The sequence below is a fragment of the Ruegeria sp. genome, assembly GCF_965199275.1.
Taxonomy (GTDB): domain Bacteria; phylum Pseudomonadota; class Alphaproteobacteria; order Rhodobacterales; family Rhodobacteraceae; genus Ruegeria.
The window spans coordinates 542,898-558,262 of sequence record NZ_CBDAQX010000008.1 but is presented as its reverse complement, the minus strand read 5'-3'; the positions used below and the strand labels follow the sequence as shown (position 1 = coordinate 558,262).

The 15,365-nt window shown below is 58.5% G+C and carries 14 protein-coding genes; 8 read left to right on the top strand and 6 right to left on the bottom strand.

Features of this window, described 5'->3' with window-relative positions:
* Positions 1–162 precede the first annotated feature (162 nt).
* The 4 genes from ACOERD_RS05035 to ACOERD_RS05020 all read left to right on the top strand — a co-directional run bounded on the left by ACOERD_RS05035 (position 163) and on the right by ACOERD_RS05020 (position 4,333).
* Positions 163–894 (top strand): HAD family hydrolase, encoded by a 732-nt coding sequence (locus ACOERD_RS05035; protein WP_419738243.1) that lies wholly within the window; start codon positions 163–165, stop codon positions 892–894.
* The gene (locus ACOERD_RS05030) at positions 891–1,817 is read left to right on the top strand and encodes an aminotransferase class IV (RefSeq protein WP_419738242.1); all 927 of its coding nucleotides are present in this window, start codon (positions 891–893) and stop codon (positions 1,815–1,817) included. Before ACOERD_RS05035 ends, ACOERD_RS05030 begins: the two co-directional genes overlap by 4 nt.
* A 78-nt stretch (positions 1,818–1,895) precedes the next feature.
* Positions 1,896–3,047 carry an aldose epimerase family protein gene (locus ACOERD_RS05025; protein ID WP_419738241.1) on the top strand — a complete coding sequence of 384 codons (1,152 nt, stop codon included), beginning with the start codon at positions 1,896–1,898 and terminating at the stop codon, positions 3,045–3,047.
* A gap of 2 nt (positions 3,048–3,049) precedes the next feature.
* The gene (locus ACOERD_RS05020; RefSeq protein WP_419738240.1) at positions 3,050–4,333 is read left to right on the top strand and encodes a cytochrome-c peroxidase; all 1,284 of its coding nucleotides are present in this window, start codon (positions 3,050–3,052) and stop codon (positions 4,331–4,333) included.
* Here the strand turns inward: ACOERD_RS05020 and ACOERD_RS05015 are convergent.
* Positions 4,327–5,838, bottom strand: a complete 1,512-nt coding sequence (locus tag ACOERD_RS05015; protein WP_419738239.1) for a CRTAC1 family protein — start codon at positions 5,836–5,838, stop codon at positions 4,327–4,329. The two genes, ACOERD_RS05020 and ACOERD_RS05015, sit on opposite strands and share 7 nt — an antisense overlap.
* A complete protein-coding gene (locus ACOERD_RS05010; RefSeq protein ID WP_419738238.1) occupies positions 5,828–7,045 on the bottom strand; it encodes an ROK family protein in 1,218 nt (405 codons plus the stop codon). Before ACOERD_RS05010 ends, ACOERD_RS05015 begins: the two co-directional genes overlap by 11 nt.
* 153 nt (positions 7,046–7,198) lie before the next feature.
* Here ACOERD_RS05010 and xylF point away from each other — a divergent pair, with 153 nt between their 5' ends.
* From xylF to xylA, 4 genes are all read left to right on the top strand, one after another.
* Entirely contained in the window at positions 7,199–8,218 is a 1,020-nt protein-coding gene (xylF, locus tag ACOERD_RS05005) for a D-xylose ABC transporter substrate-binding protein (protein ID WP_419738237.1), read from the top strand.
* Between the two features lie 66 nt (positions 8,219–8,284).
* A complete protein-coding gene (locus ACOERD_RS05000) occupies positions 8,285–9,583 on the top strand; it encodes a sugar ABC transporter permease (RefSeq protein ID WP_170376204.1) in 1,299 nt (432 codons plus the stop codon).
* The gene (locus ACOERD_RS04995; protein WP_170551730.1) at positions 9,583–10,380 is read left to right on the top strand and encodes an ATP-binding cassette domain-containing protein; all 798 of its coding nucleotides are present in this window, start codon (positions 9,583–9,585) and stop codon (positions 10,378–10,380) included. The genes ACOERD_RS05000 and ACOERD_RS04995 overlap by 1 nt, the downstream gene beginning before the upstream one ends.
* A gap of 9 nt (positions 10,381–10,389) precedes the next feature.
* A complete protein-coding gene (gene xylA / locus ACOERD_RS04990; RefSeq protein ID WP_419738236.1) occupies positions 10,390–11,697 on the top strand; it encodes a xylose isomerase in 1,308 nt (435 codons plus the stop codon).
* 82 nt (positions 11,698–11,779) lie between these two features.
* Here the strand turns inward: xylA and ACOERD_RS04985 are convergent, their stop codons facing one another.
* The 4 genes from ACOERD_RS04985 to ACOERD_RS04970 form a co-directional block, all read right to left on the bottom strand.
* Positions 11,780–12,205, bottom strand: coding sequence for a VOC family protein (locus ACOERD_RS04985; RefSeq protein WP_419738235.1), 426 nt, complete (start codon positions 12,203–12,205; stop codon positions 11,780–11,782).
* A gap of 111 nt (positions 12,206–12,316) precedes the next feature.
* On the bottom strand, positions 12,317–13,357 hold the full coding sequence (locus ACOERD_RS04980; protein WP_170376212.1) for a TRAP transporter substrate-binding protein: 1,041 nt from the start codon (positions 13,355–13,357) through the stop codon (positions 12,317–12,319).
* Positions 13,358–13,423: 66 nt separating this feature from the next.
* Positions 13,424–14,752 carry a TRAP transporter large permease subunit gene (locus tag ACOERD_RS04975; RefSeq protein ID WP_170376214.1) on the bottom strand — a complete coding sequence of 443 codons (1,329 nt, stop codon included), beginning with the start codon at positions 14,750–14,752 and terminating at the stop codon, positions 13,424–13,426.
* The gene (locus tag ACOERD_RS04970; protein WP_170376848.1) at positions 14,749–15,309 is read right to left on the bottom strand and encodes a TRAP transporter small permease subunit; all 561 of its coding nucleotides are present in this window, start codon (positions 15,307–15,309) and stop codon (positions 14,749–14,751) included. Before ACOERD_RS04970 ends, ACOERD_RS04975 begins: the two co-directional genes overlap by 4 nt.
* Positions 15,310–15,365 lie beyond the last annotated feature (56 nt).

The window sequence follows — 15,365 nt, the reverse complement described above, 5'->3', positions numbered from 1 at the left end:
TGAATACTCGATGTTGACAAAATCAGGGTGTTGCTGTGACAAGCAGAGGGGGCATGTGTGAACTTGAAGTTGTGCCCTTATGTAACCGTAGCGCATACTAAAACTTCGGGCTGCGGCCCGCCCGCGATACCATCCGTCAAGCCGATTGAGGGGTCTTGAGTAATGAACATAGCCTGCTGGTCTGGCCCCAGAAATCTGTCCACTGCGATGATGTATGCCTTTGGCGCGCGCGCCGATTGCGCCGTCTGGGATGAGCCGTTCTACGCGGCCTATCTGGCTGAGACCGGGCTGCATCATCCGATGGGAGATCGGATCATCGCCGAGGGCGAAACGGACCCCCTTCAGGTCGGGCGGGGTTGTGCAGCTCAGCCGCCCGAAGGTAAGGCGCATATCTACCAGAAACACATGACCCAGCATATGGTTTGGGGCTTGGATCAGCCCTGGATGGATGGGCTGAAACATATCTTTCTGATCCGCCACCCCGCGCGTGTGCTGGCCAGCTATGCCGCAAAACGCGAAAACCCGACGCTTGAGGATATCGGCTTTGTGCAACAGGCCGAGATCTACAATCTGATCCGCGCGCGAACCGGAGCAGGCGTGGTCGTCGACAGCTATGATATCCGTCAGGCGCCCGAACAGATGTTGCGGAAACTATGTGCGGCAATTGATCTGCCCTTTGACCCGGCCATGTTGTCGTGGCCTGTGGGCGGCCATCCGTCGGACGGTGTGTGGGCCAGCCACTGGTACGGGGCCGTGCATGCCTCAACCGGGTTTGCGGGCGCTGAGGGGGAGTTACCGACCTTGCCGCCTGTGCTGCAATCCGTTTGCGATGCGGCGATGCCATATTATGAGCGGCTCAAGGCGGATGCACTTGTTCGGGAAGGTGATGCATGACAACTGAACTCTCAACCCACGACGCGGAATACGATGCCCGCAACGAGGACCTGAAAATCTGGGTTGATGGCGCGCTGGTTCACAAGGATGAGGCCAAGGTCTCGGTCTATGATTCCGGCTTCATGCTGGGCGACGGCATGTGGGAGGGGCTGAGGCTCTATGATGGATGCTGGGCCTTCTTTGACGAACATATGGACCGGCTGTTTGACAGCTGTAAAGCCGTGTCGCTGGACATAGGAAAAACGCGTGACGAAATTCGCGAGATTCTGGACACCACCGCCGCCGCCAATGGCGCGACAACCGATGCCCACGCGCGGCTGATGATCACGCGCGGACGCAAGGCCAAGCCGTTTCAGCATCCCAAGCTGTCTCGCTGGGGACCGACCATCGTGGCCATCGTCGAACACTCCAAACCCGCCGAGGCGTTGACTGAGCGAGGTATCCGTCTGGCGACCGTGCCCCAGGTGCGGGGGTTGCCGACCAGCCAGGATGCGAAGTTCAACAGCCACTCCAAACTGAACTGTGTCATTGCCTGTTTGCAGGCCGAACAGGCAGGCGCGGATGAGGGGCTGATGCTGGACCCTCATGGCTTTGTGAACACCACCAACGCTTGTAATTTCTTCATCGTGCGCAAGGGCGAGGTTTGGACCTCGACAGGGGACTATTGCATGAACGGGGTGACCCGGCAGAAAGTGATCGACCTGTGCCGCGCCAATGACATCCCGGTTTTAGAAAAGGACTACTCACTCTACGAGGCCTACGGTGCGGATGAGGCGTTTCTGACCGGCACCTTCGGCGCGCAAACCCCAGTGGCCGAGATCGACGGCAAACAGATCGGAGAGGGCAAGGCGGGTTCGATGACATTGCGTATCCGCGCCTTGTACAAGGATTTGGTCGCCCGGAACGTGGCCGCGCAAACTTGATCCTTGGCCAACAAGCGGGGTCGTGATCACGCTTGTTGGGTTGTTCTGTCTCTAGGAAAAAAGAGCCATGAAGTGCGGGTGAAGAACACTTTTCATCTGGTTAGGCGTTTGACAATATTTATGATAGCGCTAACCATCGAGGCGAGTAGTCGCCATGCAGGCGCGGGTCTCACGGCATTCGAAACCTTGGGTGGAATTGGGGCCTGTTCGGGGTCTTATGAGCGCAGTAACTCGGGTTGGTCTTCAAGGCTGCCTTTTGACAGAGGGACAGGTGTCGCCGCACTGCGCGACACGATAGGGAAAATGGTGGCGGATTTGCAGATCGAACAGGTGCGGTTGCTAGACAGAAATATGTCCGTCAGCCTTTTGAACTACGGCGCAATCACCCAAGGGTGGTGGATAGATAGTACGCCGTTGATCCTAGGATATGACGGTCCTGAGGCTTATCTGGAAGATCGCTTCTATCACGGGGCGATTGTTGGGCGCGTGGCAAACCGGATCACGGGTGCGAGCTTTGACCTCGCGGGTGCGCGATACCGGCTGGACCCGAACGAGGGCGCCAACACACTGCATGGCGGGGCCGAGGGCCTGTCCCGCCAAATCTGGACACTGCAGAAGCTTTCGGATCGTGAGGCGGTGATGACCTATCTCTCCCACGATGGCGAAGGCGGCTTTCCGGGCGAGGTCAGGTTTCAGTTGCACGTCTCGCTCAGTTTTCCCAATCTGACCTATACCATCACGGCCCAGCCGGACCGGCCAACGGCAATTAGCATCGCGCAACATAACTACTATACCCTTGGCAGTCCTATGGGCGTTGAAGATTTCACCCTGCAGGTGAATGCCGGGCATGTGCTGGAGACCGATGCGCATGGTGTGCCAACCGGCAACCTGCAAGACGTACAAAACACGGCTCTGGATTTCAGGACGCCGGGTCGCCCGGGCAAAAACATCGATCATTTCTACGTGTTCGACAACGACCGCGACGCGCAGCAGCCAATCTCCACGATTGACGCCGCAAATGGGCTGGGATTGCAGGTATTCTCCGATCAGGCCGGGGCGCAGGTCTATTCTGCCGGTTCATTGGGAGCACCGTTTCACGCCGGCGCTGGTCTATGTATTGAACCATCAGGCTATCCCAACGCGCCAAACGTCAACGCGTTTCCCAGCATGGTTTTTTCACCTGAGCGGCCCTATCATCAGACACTTACACTCAAACTCACAGGGACTTAGGCATGAGGGTAGTTTCGGCGATTGGAATGATGGGATTGGCCTCGGCCGCACAGGCGCTGGACCTTGGCCCTCCTCCCGAATTCGCGGAACCCGATTTGGCCGTTGTCGAACTGGGGCATTTGCTGTTTTACGATCCCATCCTGTCTGGCAACCGAAATATCAGCTGCGGGTCCTGTCACCATCCGCGTCTGGGCACGTCCGACGGGTTGTCTCTGGGTGTGGGTGAGGGCGGCATCGGGCTGGGAGTGACACGTGCGTTGGACCCCGAAAACCGCCCGGAACAGCGCATTCCCCGCAACTCTCCGGCCTTGTGGAACCTCGGCGCGGAGGAATTCACGGTCTTCTTCCATGACGGGCGGCTTGAGGCTGACCCAAGCCGTCCCAACGGCATCCGCACTCCGCTGGGAACGCATATGCGATCGGGGTTCAAATCCGCCCTCGCGGCGCAGGCCATGTTCCCGGTGCTGTCGCCGGACGAGATGGCCGGGCATTACTCCGAGAATGAAATAAGTAAAGCGGTGCGTCTGGGTCTGCTGACGCAAGAGGGTGGGGCCTGGGACCTAATCGCCGCGCGTGTCGCAGCCATTCCCGAATATCAGAAACGGTTCGAAGACGTTCTGCCGGGCGAGGAGATCACCTTTACGACGATTGCCAACGTGCTTGCCGATTTCATCGCCTTCGAATGGCGGGCCGACAACAGCCTTTTTGATCAGGCGATGCGCGGAGAAGCCGAGCTGCCGCCCGAGGCACAGGCCGGGTTGGATCTGTTTTACGGCGAGGCGGGGTGTAGTTCCTGCCATTCGGGATGGCTCCAGACGGACCATAGCTTCCACGCCATCGCGATGCCTCAGATCGGGCCGGGCAAAGGCGCGCGGTTTGAAAGTCACGCCCGTGACGATGGTCGCATGCGGGTGACTGGCGAGGCCGACGACGCGTTTGCCTTCCGTACACCGTCGCTGCGCAATGTGACCCTGACCGCCCCTTATGGCCACAGCGGCGCCTATGCCGAGTTGGAGGGTGTGGTGCGCCACCACCTTGATCCCGTGGGGTCGTTGCAGCGGTATTCGCTGGAACAAGCACGTCTGCCCGCGTTTCCGGGTGCAGATGATCAGAGGGCTTTAGGCGAAACGACCGAAGCTATCGCTGCAGCCAATAGCCTGGATCCGGTTGCGTTAAGCGATGATGAGGTTAACGCGATCCTCAGTTTTCTGAACACCCTTGAAGACCCGGCCCTAAGGCTTGGTGTTCCCGAAACCGTTCCCAGCGGGCTGCATGTGGATCAGTGATGGAGGAGGATGATCTGGTTGGCGTCATACGCCTGCCAGTCGCTTGTGGAACCATCCGGCCAAATCATCCGCAGCTCGGCTGCGTCAGCCGATCCCAAGCCGAAATGATGCAGGCCTGAGGTCCCTCCAGCATGGCCTCCGCCAATGGTGATCTCGCGGGTCTGTAAGCCGGAGGGCGTTCGCATCTCGATAAACCCGCCCACCGCAGCACGGTTGAAGCTGTTCTGAGAGACATCGACCAACACCCAATTTCCGGCGTTGCTTGTATTCTGGTGAACCTCCAGCGGCGCGCCCCGGTTGACGACCACAAGATCCAAGTGGCCATCATTGTTCAGATCGACCAAGGCGCCGCCGCGCGACTTGGCCATCGAAGCCACGCCCGCCTCGGCAGCGGCTTCGACAAAGGAGCCATCAGGCTGTTGCAGCATCAGGTTATTTGGGTCGTTTAAAGCCGCGACAGGCATCTGTTCGACATTGCCTTTGGTCACAAAAATATCGTCTAGCCCGTCGTTGTTGGCGTCTCCGAATTGCGCATGCCATCCGGTCGAAGGTCGCCCATCGCCGCCGACATGCGGTCTGTGCGCGGTGGTGCCTTTCTCATAGGTCGCATCGCGCCAGGTCGGGCTGTCGTCGGAGGGGTCAAACACCTGAAACTTCTGGTCGCCCATCGACGTCAGGTAGACATCGGAGAACCCGTCCCCCGTGAGATCGCGCGAGGCGATCCCCATTCCCCAGATCGAATAGGGCAGCCATCCGTCATCTTCGGTGTAGAGGCGCGGTGCAGCCTCCATCGCCCAGAGCTGCTCCTGCCCGCCGCGCACGTAGTAGTGGCGATCATTGCTGACCCGCAGGTCCGCCCGACCTGTTCGCGCCCAGTCGGAAAACAGGATCGATAATGAACAATAGCCTGGCTCTAGCAGTGACGGTGCCCCGTATCCCGATCCTTCAGGACGGTAGAGGAGCGTCGGACCGCAGGTCTCGAACGGCCCTTCAGGGTCAAAACGGTCGACATAGGTTCCAAAGGCCAGCGTTGGCAGCGTCTCGCCGTCCTCCCACGTGGCCGAGAAGCCAGTGGTCCAATGATCATCCGATTGAAAGTTGACATCGGAAAAGGGCGCAAACTGGCAGTCGGGCAGGCCTTGCAGCAAAAGGTCCTCACCAACCCTCAGAACCGCCAGATCCTGAAAGCCGTCGCCGTCGACGTCCAAAGGATAGGCCCCGGTCACACCGGTCAGGGACAGGGCCTGGGGCGTGTCGACACGGAAAGACAGGTCGCCGTCCGAGGTGTTGCGGAACAGTTGAGACGGGTTTGACCCACCAGCGGTGAAGAAATCGGGGAGGCTGTCGCCATTGCAGTCGAACACCGCAACGCCTCCGCCCACGAAGTGTTCCCAACCGCCGTCATAGACATGTTCGGCAACCACGATCTGCTGAAAGCTTGGTACGGGCTGATCGGCCGCAACAACTGTGGTGCTTGCCAGTAGGAGGACGCATTCACGATGCATGGGCCGGCATCTCGCGAATCTTCAAGGTTGAGACCTGCTCGATGGCAAAGGCAATGGCGCCTTTGGCCCACATGGTGTCATCCCACTGGTTGACCTTGATGTCGGGCAAGGGGGCATCGACGTGAACGACCCCCTTACGTATCCGCTCCATCACGCTGTCGGAATAGAGATGCTGAAAGCTGACCTGACTGCCCGAGATGATGATACATTCGGGATCGAATAGATTAATCAGGTTCGAAACGCCCATGCCGAATATCTGACCGGCCCGATCTAGCACGGACAAGGCGTGTTGATCACCGGACTGCGCGTTGTCAAGCAGATCGGCAATGGTGATCTGGTCGCGATCCTGACCAGCAATAGAGGCCTCTCGGATCAGGGCATATTCCCCGACATAGGCTTCAAGACACCCGCGCTGTCCACATTGGCAGAGCGCCCCATCCAGTTGCACCTTGGTATGTCCAAATTCAGCCCCGCATCCGCGCTCACCCCGGTAGAGCTTGCCGCCCAGCACGATCCCTAGGCCGACTCCGTGTTCTATCGTAATGACAAGGAAGTTCCGCAAACCTTTGCCGAGCCCGAACAATTGTTCCGCCTTTGCAACGAGATTGGCGTCGTTTTCAATGAATACTGGGCAATCAACCTCTTGCTGCAGAAGCGGGCCAAGTGGCACGTTCCGTTCCGAGATCGAGGAGGACCAATGGACAAAGTTATGCTCGGCATCAATCAGGCCCGCGATCCCGATCGAGACTCCGGCGATGTCCGACATCGAAATGGACGCCGCCGCGCAGGCGCTTTCCAGCGCTTTGCGGATGGTTTGGGCAAAGTCGAGCGGGGTCATGCAGGCCTCGGTCAGCGGGTATTTGATCGACGTGCGCTCGGTCCCTTCGAAATCTGCGATAAGTACGGATACATAGTGGCGTGTGACCTTGAACCCCGCGATCAGCAATGATCCCCCGTTCAGCTTGAGCAATACACGGGGCCGTCCGCGCCGTGGGGACCCGGACTGAGGGTCGCCTTCAACCTCATGGATCAGCCCTGCAGACAACAGATCCGCAGTTGCGGTGGTAACGGTAGCGGGGCTGGTCTGCAACGCACCCGCAATATCAATGCGCGAGATCGCCCCCTTGCGGCGGATATGCTCCAGCACGCGCAGCCGCGTTACGTTCCGCTGCTCGGTAGAGATAGAAGAGGCTTTGTTTTTCAGCATCTTGCCCTCGCGAATCTCATCTTGGCATTCACCTTAGTCAGATTTTCATGTTAGCGATAGCATAAATATTTTGCCGACTGAAATAAATGTGCTACTCAGGTAGGTGAAGTCCTCGAATCACTTCGAAGGGACTCGAACAACCGGGAGGAAAGCATGAAGAAATTCCTAAGCATTTCAGTCGCAGCGGCTCTGATGGGCACGGCTGCTTTTGCTGAAACCGTCGTCGGCGTCAGCTGGTCGAACTTTCAGGAAGAGCGTTGGAAGACCGACGAAGCCGCGATCAAATCCGCGCTTGAGGCGGGTGGGGCTGATTATATCTCTGCCGACGCGCAGTCGTCTTCTGCCAAGCAGTTGTCGGACATTGAAAGCCTGATCGCGCAGGGCGTGGACGCTCTGATCATCCTCGCGCAGGACTCGCAGGCGATTGGCCCGGCTGTTCAGGCCGCCGCAGACGAGGGTATCCCGGTTATCGCATATGACCGTCTGATCGAAGATGATCGCGCCTTCTACCTGACCTTCGACAATGTCGAAGTAGGCCGCATGCAGGCCCGCGCAGTGTTCGACGCGATGCCCAAGGGCAACTACGTCATGATCAAGGGCTCTCCGACCGACCCGAATGCGGACTTCCTGCGTGGCGGTCAGCAAGAGATCATTCAGGCCGCTGTCGACAGCGGTGATGTTGTGATCGTCGGCGAAGCTTACACCGATGGCTGGCTGCCCGCGAACGCACAGCGCAACGTGGAGCAGATCCTGACGGCGAACGAAAACAACGTGGACGCCGTGGTTGCCTCGAATGATGGTACGGCCGGTGGTGTTGTTGCCGCGCTGACGGCGCAGGGCATGGAAGGTATCCCGGTCTCGGGTCAGGACGGTGACCATGCCGCGCTGAACCGCGTCGCGCTGGGCACTCAAACCGTATCCGTTTGGAAAGACGCGCGTGAGCTGGGCAAAGCCGCAGGCGAGATCGCGGTCGCGCTGAGCGGCGGCACCGCTGCAGGAGACGTTGAAGGCGCGGTCAGCTGGACATCGCCCGGCGGCACCGAGATGACCTCGGTCTTCCTGGCGCCGGTTCCGATCACAAAAGACAACCTCTCGGTTGTTGTAGATGCAGGCTGGATTCCGTTGGAAGACCTGTGCCAGGGCGTGGAAAACGGCCCAGCCCCCTGTAACTAAACTAATACAATTCCCGGCCTGCGTAGGCGGGCCGGGATCCCAATCGCTGAACATGAAAGATCGGATATGACCGAAACTTCGTCTCAGCCGGTACCCCAGAAAAGCAAGCAAAACTTGTTCCAGCAGCTTGAGCTGGATATGCGGCTATTGGGTATGATCGGCGCGTTTATCATCCTTTGCATCGGGTTCAATATCGTCACTGATGGGCGTTTTCTGACCCCTCGCAACCTGTTCAACCTGTCCATTCAGACCGTGTCGGTTGCGATCATGGCCTGTGGCATGGTGTTCATCATCGTGATGCGCCACATCGACCTGTCTGTCGGCGCCTTGCTGGCAACGACATCCGCCGTGATGGCCATGACCCAAACCGAGCTGTTGCCGAACATGCTGGGCATGGGCCTGAACAACCCGGCCACATGGGCGATCACTCTGGTCGTTGGGCTTGCGGTTGGAACCCTGATCGGGGCCTTTCAAGGCTGGATGATCGGGTACCTAACAATTCCCGCCTTCATCGTGACCCTCGGTGGGTTTCTGGTTTGGCGCAACGTCGCCTGGTACATGACCGATGGCCAGACCATTGGCCCGCTGGATAGCACATTCCTGATGTTCGGCGGCACCAACGGAACGCTTGGCACCACGGCCAGTCTTTTGTTCGGCCTTGCCGCCACAGCCGCCGCGATCTGGGCGCTCTGGAGTGCGCGCCGGTCCAAGGCCGCACATGGTTTCCCGGTCAAACCCGTCTGGGCTGAAACAACGCTGGCCGGCATCATCGGCATCGCGATCATGGGCTATGTCTTCATCGTCAACAGCTACGCCATCCCGACCCGTCGACTCGAGCGTATGTTCGAAGCGCGTGGTGAGATCATGCCCGAGGGTCTGGTCGTCGGCTACGGCATCCCGATCTCGGTTCTGATCCTGATCCTGGTGGCCGTCACACTGACCGTCGTGGCCCGCAAGACCCGGTTTGGTCGCTATATCTTTGCAACCGGCGGCAACCCTGACGCGGCAGAGCTTTCGGGTATCAACACCCGTATGATGACCGTCAAGATCTTTGCCTTGATGGGCTTCCTGTGCGCGCTGTCCGCTGTTGTGGCTTCGGCCCGTCTGGCCAACCACTCGAACGACATTGGTACGCTGGATGAGCTTCGTGTTATTGCTGCAGCCGTGATCGGCGGGACAGCCCTGTCCGGTGGTCTGGGGACGATCTATGGCGCGATCCTTGGTGCCCTGATCATGCAGGCGCTGCAATCGGGGATGGCGATGGTAGGTGTGGATGCACCGTTCCAGAACATCGTCGTCGGTGCTGTGCTCGTCCTGGCTGTCTATATCGACATCGTCTATCGCAAACGTCTGGGAGCGAAATGATGCAAGCTGAAGAAACGCAGAACACAAATTCGGGTCGCGGTTCAGGCCAGCCACCTCTGGTCGAAATGAACGACATCTCGATTTCCTTCGGGGGCATCAAGGCGGTGGATCACGTGTCGGTCGACCTCTACCCCGGCGAAGTTGTGGGCCTGCTGGGCCACAACGGGGCAGGGAAGTCCACGCTGATCAAGGTCCTGTCCGGTGCGTACCAGATGGACAGCGGCGAGATCCGGATCGACGGTGAAAAGGTCGAGATCAACAACCCTCGGGACGCGCGGGCCAACAATATCGAGACGATCTATCAGACGCTCGCTTTGGCCGACAACCTAGACGCCAGCTCGAACCTGTTTCTAGGGCGCGAGATGGTGACACCGATGGGCCTAGTCAACGACGCCGCGATGGAGGCCGAGTGCCGCAAGATCATGGGTCAGCTGAACCCGAACTTTCAGAAGTTCAATGACCCGGTCTCTGCCCTGTCTGGCGGTCAGCGCCAGTCGGTGGCGATTGCCAGGGCGGTGTATTTCAACGCGCGCATCCTGATCATGGACGAACCCACAGCCGCATTGGGCCCACATGAGACCCAGATGGTTGCGGAATTGATCCAGAAGCTCAAGGCGCAGGGGATCGGGATTTTCCTAATCGACCATGATGTGCATGCTGTGATGGAACTGTGCGATCGGGCTTCGGTCATGAAGAACGGTCAATTGGTCGGAACCGTCGACATCCCCGATGTCACCGATGATGACCTGCTGTCGATGATTATTCTGGGCAAAAAGCCCGGCGAAAAGACTGAGTGAGGGAAGACAATGGCGAGTGGTTTCTTTCAAGAGATCGAAAAGATCCGGTACGAGGGCGAAGACAGCAAGAACCCGCTCGCCTTCCGTCACTACAATCCGGATGAAGTCATCATGGGCAAACGCATGGAGGATCACCTGCGTTTCGCCGTCGCGTGGTGGCACTCGTTCGCGTGGGAGGGGGGCGACCCGTTTGGTGGCCCGACGCTTGAGCGCCCCTGGCATCCGCAGGATGATATGGGCCGGGCCAAGATGAAAGCCGACATCGCGTTCGAGATGTTCGACATTCTCGGGCAGCCCTATTTCTGCTGGCACGATGCGGATATCCGGCCCGAACAGGGCAACTATGCGGATAACCTGAGAACTCTGGAAGAGATCACCGACTATATCGGTGAGAAGATGCAAGTTTCGGGCACCAAGCTGCTTTGGGGAACTGCCAATATGTTCAGCCATCGCCGCTGGATGGGTGGGGCGAGCACGAACCCTGATCCGGACGTGTTTGCCTTTGCGGCTGCAACGGTGAAATCCTGTATCGACGCGACCCATAAGCTGGGGGGCGAGAACTACGTGCTGTGGGGTGGGCGTGAAGGCTATGAGACGCTGCTCAACACCGATATGGGGGCCGAGCTTGATCATATGGGTCGGTTCCTGAACATGGTGGTCGAGTACAAGCACAAGATCGGCTTCAAGGGCGCCATTCTGGTCGAACCCAAGCCGCAGGAGCCGTCCAAGCATCAGTATGACTATGATGCAGCCACTTGCATCGGTTTCCTTCGCAAGTATGGCCTTGAAGATGAGGTCAAGCTGAATCTCGAACAGGGGCACGCCATTCTGGCCGGTCATAGCTTTGAGCATGAGATCGCAACTGCCACAGCCGAAGGCATGCTGGGTTCCATAGATATGAACCGCAACGACTATCAGTCGGGTTGGGATACGGACCAGTTCCCCAACAACACGCCCGAGGTCGCCTTGGCCTATTATCACATCCTCAAGGCCGGAGGCTTCACCACGGGCGGCACCAATTTCGACGCGAAAATCCGGCGTCAGTCGATCGACGCCGAGGATCTGATCGCCGCACATGTGGGTGGTATGGATATCTGCGCGCGCGGTTTGAAAGCGGCCGCCGCCATGATCGAAGATGGCGGGTTAGAGGCCGCGCTGGCGGACAGATACGCGGGCTGGTCGACGGAAGCCGCGCAATCCATGCTTTCTTCTGGTCTGGATGAGATCACGGCCCGTGTATTGGCCGAGGAAATCAACCCGCAGCCTCGCTCCGGTCGTCAGGAAATTCTCGAGAACTACGTCAACAGGTTCGTCTGAACCGCCACGCTTGGGCGGGTTTCCCGCCCAACAACTCTTTCAAAGGCCCGCCGCACGACCTGAGTGCGCGGGCCTTTTTTGGCTAGTCGCCTTGATCGACCTGTTGATGCACTTCGATCACGTTGCCCTCCGGGTCTTGAAAGAAGACCTGGTGCCATTCTTTCGCGAAGGTGGTGCCGTAGTCGGAATAGGGGATGCCGCGCTCGTCCAGCAGCTTCAGGAACGCAGGCAGGTCATCGGTGCGAAATGCGATATGGCCGCGTTCCACCGGGTTGATCACTTGGCCGTTCTTGAAGGCGACGTCAAAGGCGCGTTCGGCCAGATGCATCTGCATGTGGCCCTCGGTTGCAAAGCGAATCTTGCCGTCATAGCCGCTTTCCTCATCGGCCTCGGTCCGTGGGAAATTGTCCTGTGGGATGTCATCTAGCCCCAGCACGTTGGTGTAGAAATCGTGCATGCGATCAACATCATCGGCGACGAAGTTGATGTGGTAGAATTCCAGTTTCATGCTCTGCCCTTGCCCTGAACCTTCGGTGTCTTGGGACCTCTAGCATGTCGGTTGGTTTCTGTGGATGACAAATTGGCAAGGCGACCCCTTTGCGCGGGGTCGCCCGTTTCTTTATTCGAAGTTATAGGGCACGCCAGCCTGATTGATGACGCTGTTATACTCTTGGAAGATGCCGATGATCTTCTGGTGGACTTCGCCTTCCTGAGCAATCTCGTCCCAGAACTCCTTGGCCGCGTTCTCAACCTCGGCCCATTCGCCGGGTGGAACCGAGCGCAACTCCAGCTTGTCACCATTGGCCCGCAACGCCGCTTCGCCACCCCAGTACCACTGGTTCCGATAGGTGTGCCCGGCTTCGATCCCGGCCATCACTACGGATTTCAGGTGATCCGGCAGCTCGTTCCAACGCTCTTGGTTGGCGAACCACGATCCGATCCACGCGCCCGAGATGTTGTTTGTCAGGAAGTAGTCGGTCACATCAGCCCAGCCGACCGTGTAATCCTCGGTGATACCAGACCATGCCATGCCATCCAACTCACCCGTCTGAACGGCCACTTCGGCGTCTTCATAGGGGATGTTCACCGGAACCACGCCGAACTTGGCAAGGAAGCGACCAGCGGTCGGGAAGGTATAGAGCTTCAGCCCATCCAGGTCAGCAACCGAGGTGATCTCCTTCTTGGTGTTGAAGTTGCACGGGTCCTGACCTGCGGCGGACAGCCATTGCACCCCGACCTTGGCGTATTCGTCGCGCCAGATATCAGCCAGACCGTACTGGTTAAACAGGACAGGAACGTCGAGGATGTGCTTGGTTGCGAAAGGGAAATACCCTCCGAACACGCGCAGCGGCGTGGGCGAGGCCATCGAGTCATCGTCCGAATGCACCCCGTCGATGGTGCCGCGCTGAAGCGCCTGGAACAGCTCTCCAGTGGGGACGATCTGGTCGGCGTAGAATAGCTCGATCTCAAGCTCGCCATTGGCGTTGGCGTTGATGTAGTCGATGGCCGGTTTGGTCACATGCTCACCCAACGCACCCCCTGCGTAGGTCTGAAAGCGCCATTTGATCGGGGCCTGCGCTTTGACGATTGCGGGCGCTGCCAATGTCGCAGGCGCGGCCAAAGCTGCAGTGCGTAAAAATCTGCGTCTTGTTGTGGTCATAGTCTTCCTCTCCTGTGCTTTTTGTTGAAATTGAACCGGTTTTTCCGGCTTCTCTTTCTTATGTGCTCAGTTTCCGTAGACGACGCCCGGAAGCCACAATGCAATGTCAGGGAAGGCCATCACCAATCCCAGTGCCACAGCCATCACGCAGACAAACGGGATGATGGAGCGGTAAATGTCTTTGATCGTCACCTCAGGCGGGGCCATGGCCCTCATCAGGAACAGGTTATACCCGAAAGGTGGTGTCATATAAGCAATTTGGCAGGTGATCGTGTAGAGCACGCCATACCAGATCAGGTCAAACCCAAGCGCGCCGACCAGCGGCACGTAAAGGGGCGCGACGATGACCAGCATGGCCGTGTCATCAAGGAATGTTCCCATGAGCAGAAAGCTCAGTTGCATCAAGATCAGGATGATCCACGGGTTCAGACCGAGTTGAACGGTAAACAGGTTCTCAATTGCTTTGACCGCGCCCAGACCGTCGAAGACGGCCCCAAAGGCAAGTGCGGCGAGGATGATCCACATGAACATGCAGGTGATGCCCAGCGTCTGCTTGATCGAGGTTTCAAAGACCTGCCATGTCATGCGACGTTTCAGAACGGCCGCCAGAAAGGCGGCAATTGCGCCAAGGGCTGAGCTTTCCACCAGGGAGGTCCAGCCGTTGACAAAGGGCACCATCATCACGGCGAAGATGCCCAGCGGCAGAAGGCCAGCGCCCAGCAGACGCATCTTTTCCCCCCATGTGACCTCTGCGCGCTCCTCCGCGCTCATCACGGGGCCAAGCGCCGGATTTATGCGGCAGCGGATGGCGATGTAGATGATGAACATCGTGGCCATCATCAGGCCGGGGATCACGCCGGCCAGCCAGAGTTGCCCGACCGGCTGGCGCGCGATCATGGCGTAAAGGACCAGCACGACTGAGGGTGGCACCAGAATGCCCAGTGATGATCCGGCCTGTATCACGCCGGTGACCATCAGCTTGTCATAGTTACGGCGTAACAGCTCGGGCAGGGCGATGGTGGCTCCGATCGCCATACCAGCCACAGACAGTCCGTTCATGGCCGAGATCAGAACCATGAGGCCGATGGTGCCAATGGCGAGGCCTCCGGATAGGCCGCCCATCCAGACGTGGAACATTCGATAGAGGTCATCGGCAATCCGGGACTCGGACAGGATGTACCCCATGAAAATGAACATCGGCAGCGTCAGAAGGGGATACCATCGCATCACCTTGATCGCCGCCGCAAAACCGAGATCGTATCCTCCGCGATCGCCCCATAGGAAGAATGCTGCAACCACAGCGACAAAGCCAATCGCACCAAAGACCCGCTGACCGGTCAGCAGCATCAGCATCATGGTCGAGAACATGAGCGCGGCAATCAGTTCATAGCTCACCCGCGATGCCCTCCTTCAAGGTCTTCGGGGGCCATGTGGACGGGCTCATCATCCTTTTTGCCCATGTCAAAGCCTTTGAGGCGCAGGATGTCCTTGCAGAGTTCCGATATCGCCTGAAGCAGCATCAGAAAAATGCCGATGACCATGATGGTCTTGATCGGCCAGATATAGGGCCGCCAGGCCGAGGACGAACGCTCACCACCATACTGGAACGAATACATCAGGCTGTCCCAGCCACCCCACAGCAGAAAGCCGAGGTATGTAATCAGAAACAAAACAGTCAGCGCATCGATCTGGCTTTTCTTACGGTCCGTCCATTCACCATAGAGCAGATCCATCCGGACGTTCGCGCCCATCTGCATCGCGTAAGGCCCGCCCAGCATGTAATAGGCCACCATCGCGAACTGCGCCATTTCCAGCGTCCAGAGGGACGGCACGAAGAACGTCTTGGAGACCGAGGAATACAGCAAAATCGCCATCATCACGAAGATGCCATACATGATCACGCGACCCAGCATCCGGTTGGCGCGGTCGATGAACCGCACATAAGTCATCATGGGTCCTGTCACGAGAGGCAGACTTTCAGGCGTTTGGGGTCATCAGACCGAACGCA

Bases quoted from the DNA above. Each gene is read 5' to 3' on its own strand.
- ACOERD_RS04985 (WP_419738235.1), bottom strand. From the start codon at position 12,205: ATGAAACTGGAATTCTACCACATCAACTTCGTCGCCGATGATGTTGAT.
- ACOERD_RS05020 (WP_419738240.1), top strand. From the start codon at position 3,050: ATGAGGGTAGTTTCGGCGATTGGAATGATGGGATTGGCCTCGGCCGCA.
- xylA (WP_419738236.1), top strand. From the start codon at position 10,390: ATGGCGAGTGGTTTCTTTCAAGAGATCGAAAAGATCCGGTACGAGGGC.
- ACOERD_RS04970 (WP_170376848.1), bottom strand. From the start codon at position 15,309: ATGATGACTTATGTGCGGTTCATCGACCGCGCCAACCGGATGCTGGGT.
- ACOERD_RS05000 (WP_170376204.1), top strand. From the start codon at position 8,285: ATGACCGAAACTTCGTCTCAGCCGGTACCCCAGAAAAGCAAGCAAAAC.
- xylF (WP_419738237.1), top strand. From the start codon at position 7,199: ATGAAGAAATTCCTAAGCATTTCAGTCGCAGCGGCTCTGATGGGCACG.
- ACOERD_RS05015 (WP_419738239.1), bottom strand. From the start codon at position 5,838: ATGCATCGTGAATGCGTCCTCCTACTGGCAAGCACCACAGTTGTTGCG.
- ACOERD_RS05030 (WP_419738242.1), top strand. From the start codon at position 891: ATGACAACTGAACTCTCAACCCACGACGCGGAATACGATGCCCGCAAC.
- ACOERD_RS05035 (WP_419738243.1), top strand. From the start codon at position 163: ATGAACATAGCCTGCTGGTCTGGCCCCAGAAATCTGTCCACTGCGATG.
- ACOERD_RS04995 (WP_170551730.1), top strand. From the start codon at position 9,583: ATGCAAGCTGAAGAAACGCAGAACACAAATTCGGGTCGCGGTTCAGGC.
- ACOERD_RS05010 (WP_419738238.1), bottom strand. From the start codon at position 7,045: ATGCTGAAAAACAAAGCCTCTTCTATCTCTACCGAGCAGCGGAACGTA.
- ACOERD_RS04980 (WP_170376212.1), bottom strand. From the start codon at position 13,357: ATGACCACAACAAGACGCAGATTTTTACGCACTGCAGCTTTGGCCGCG.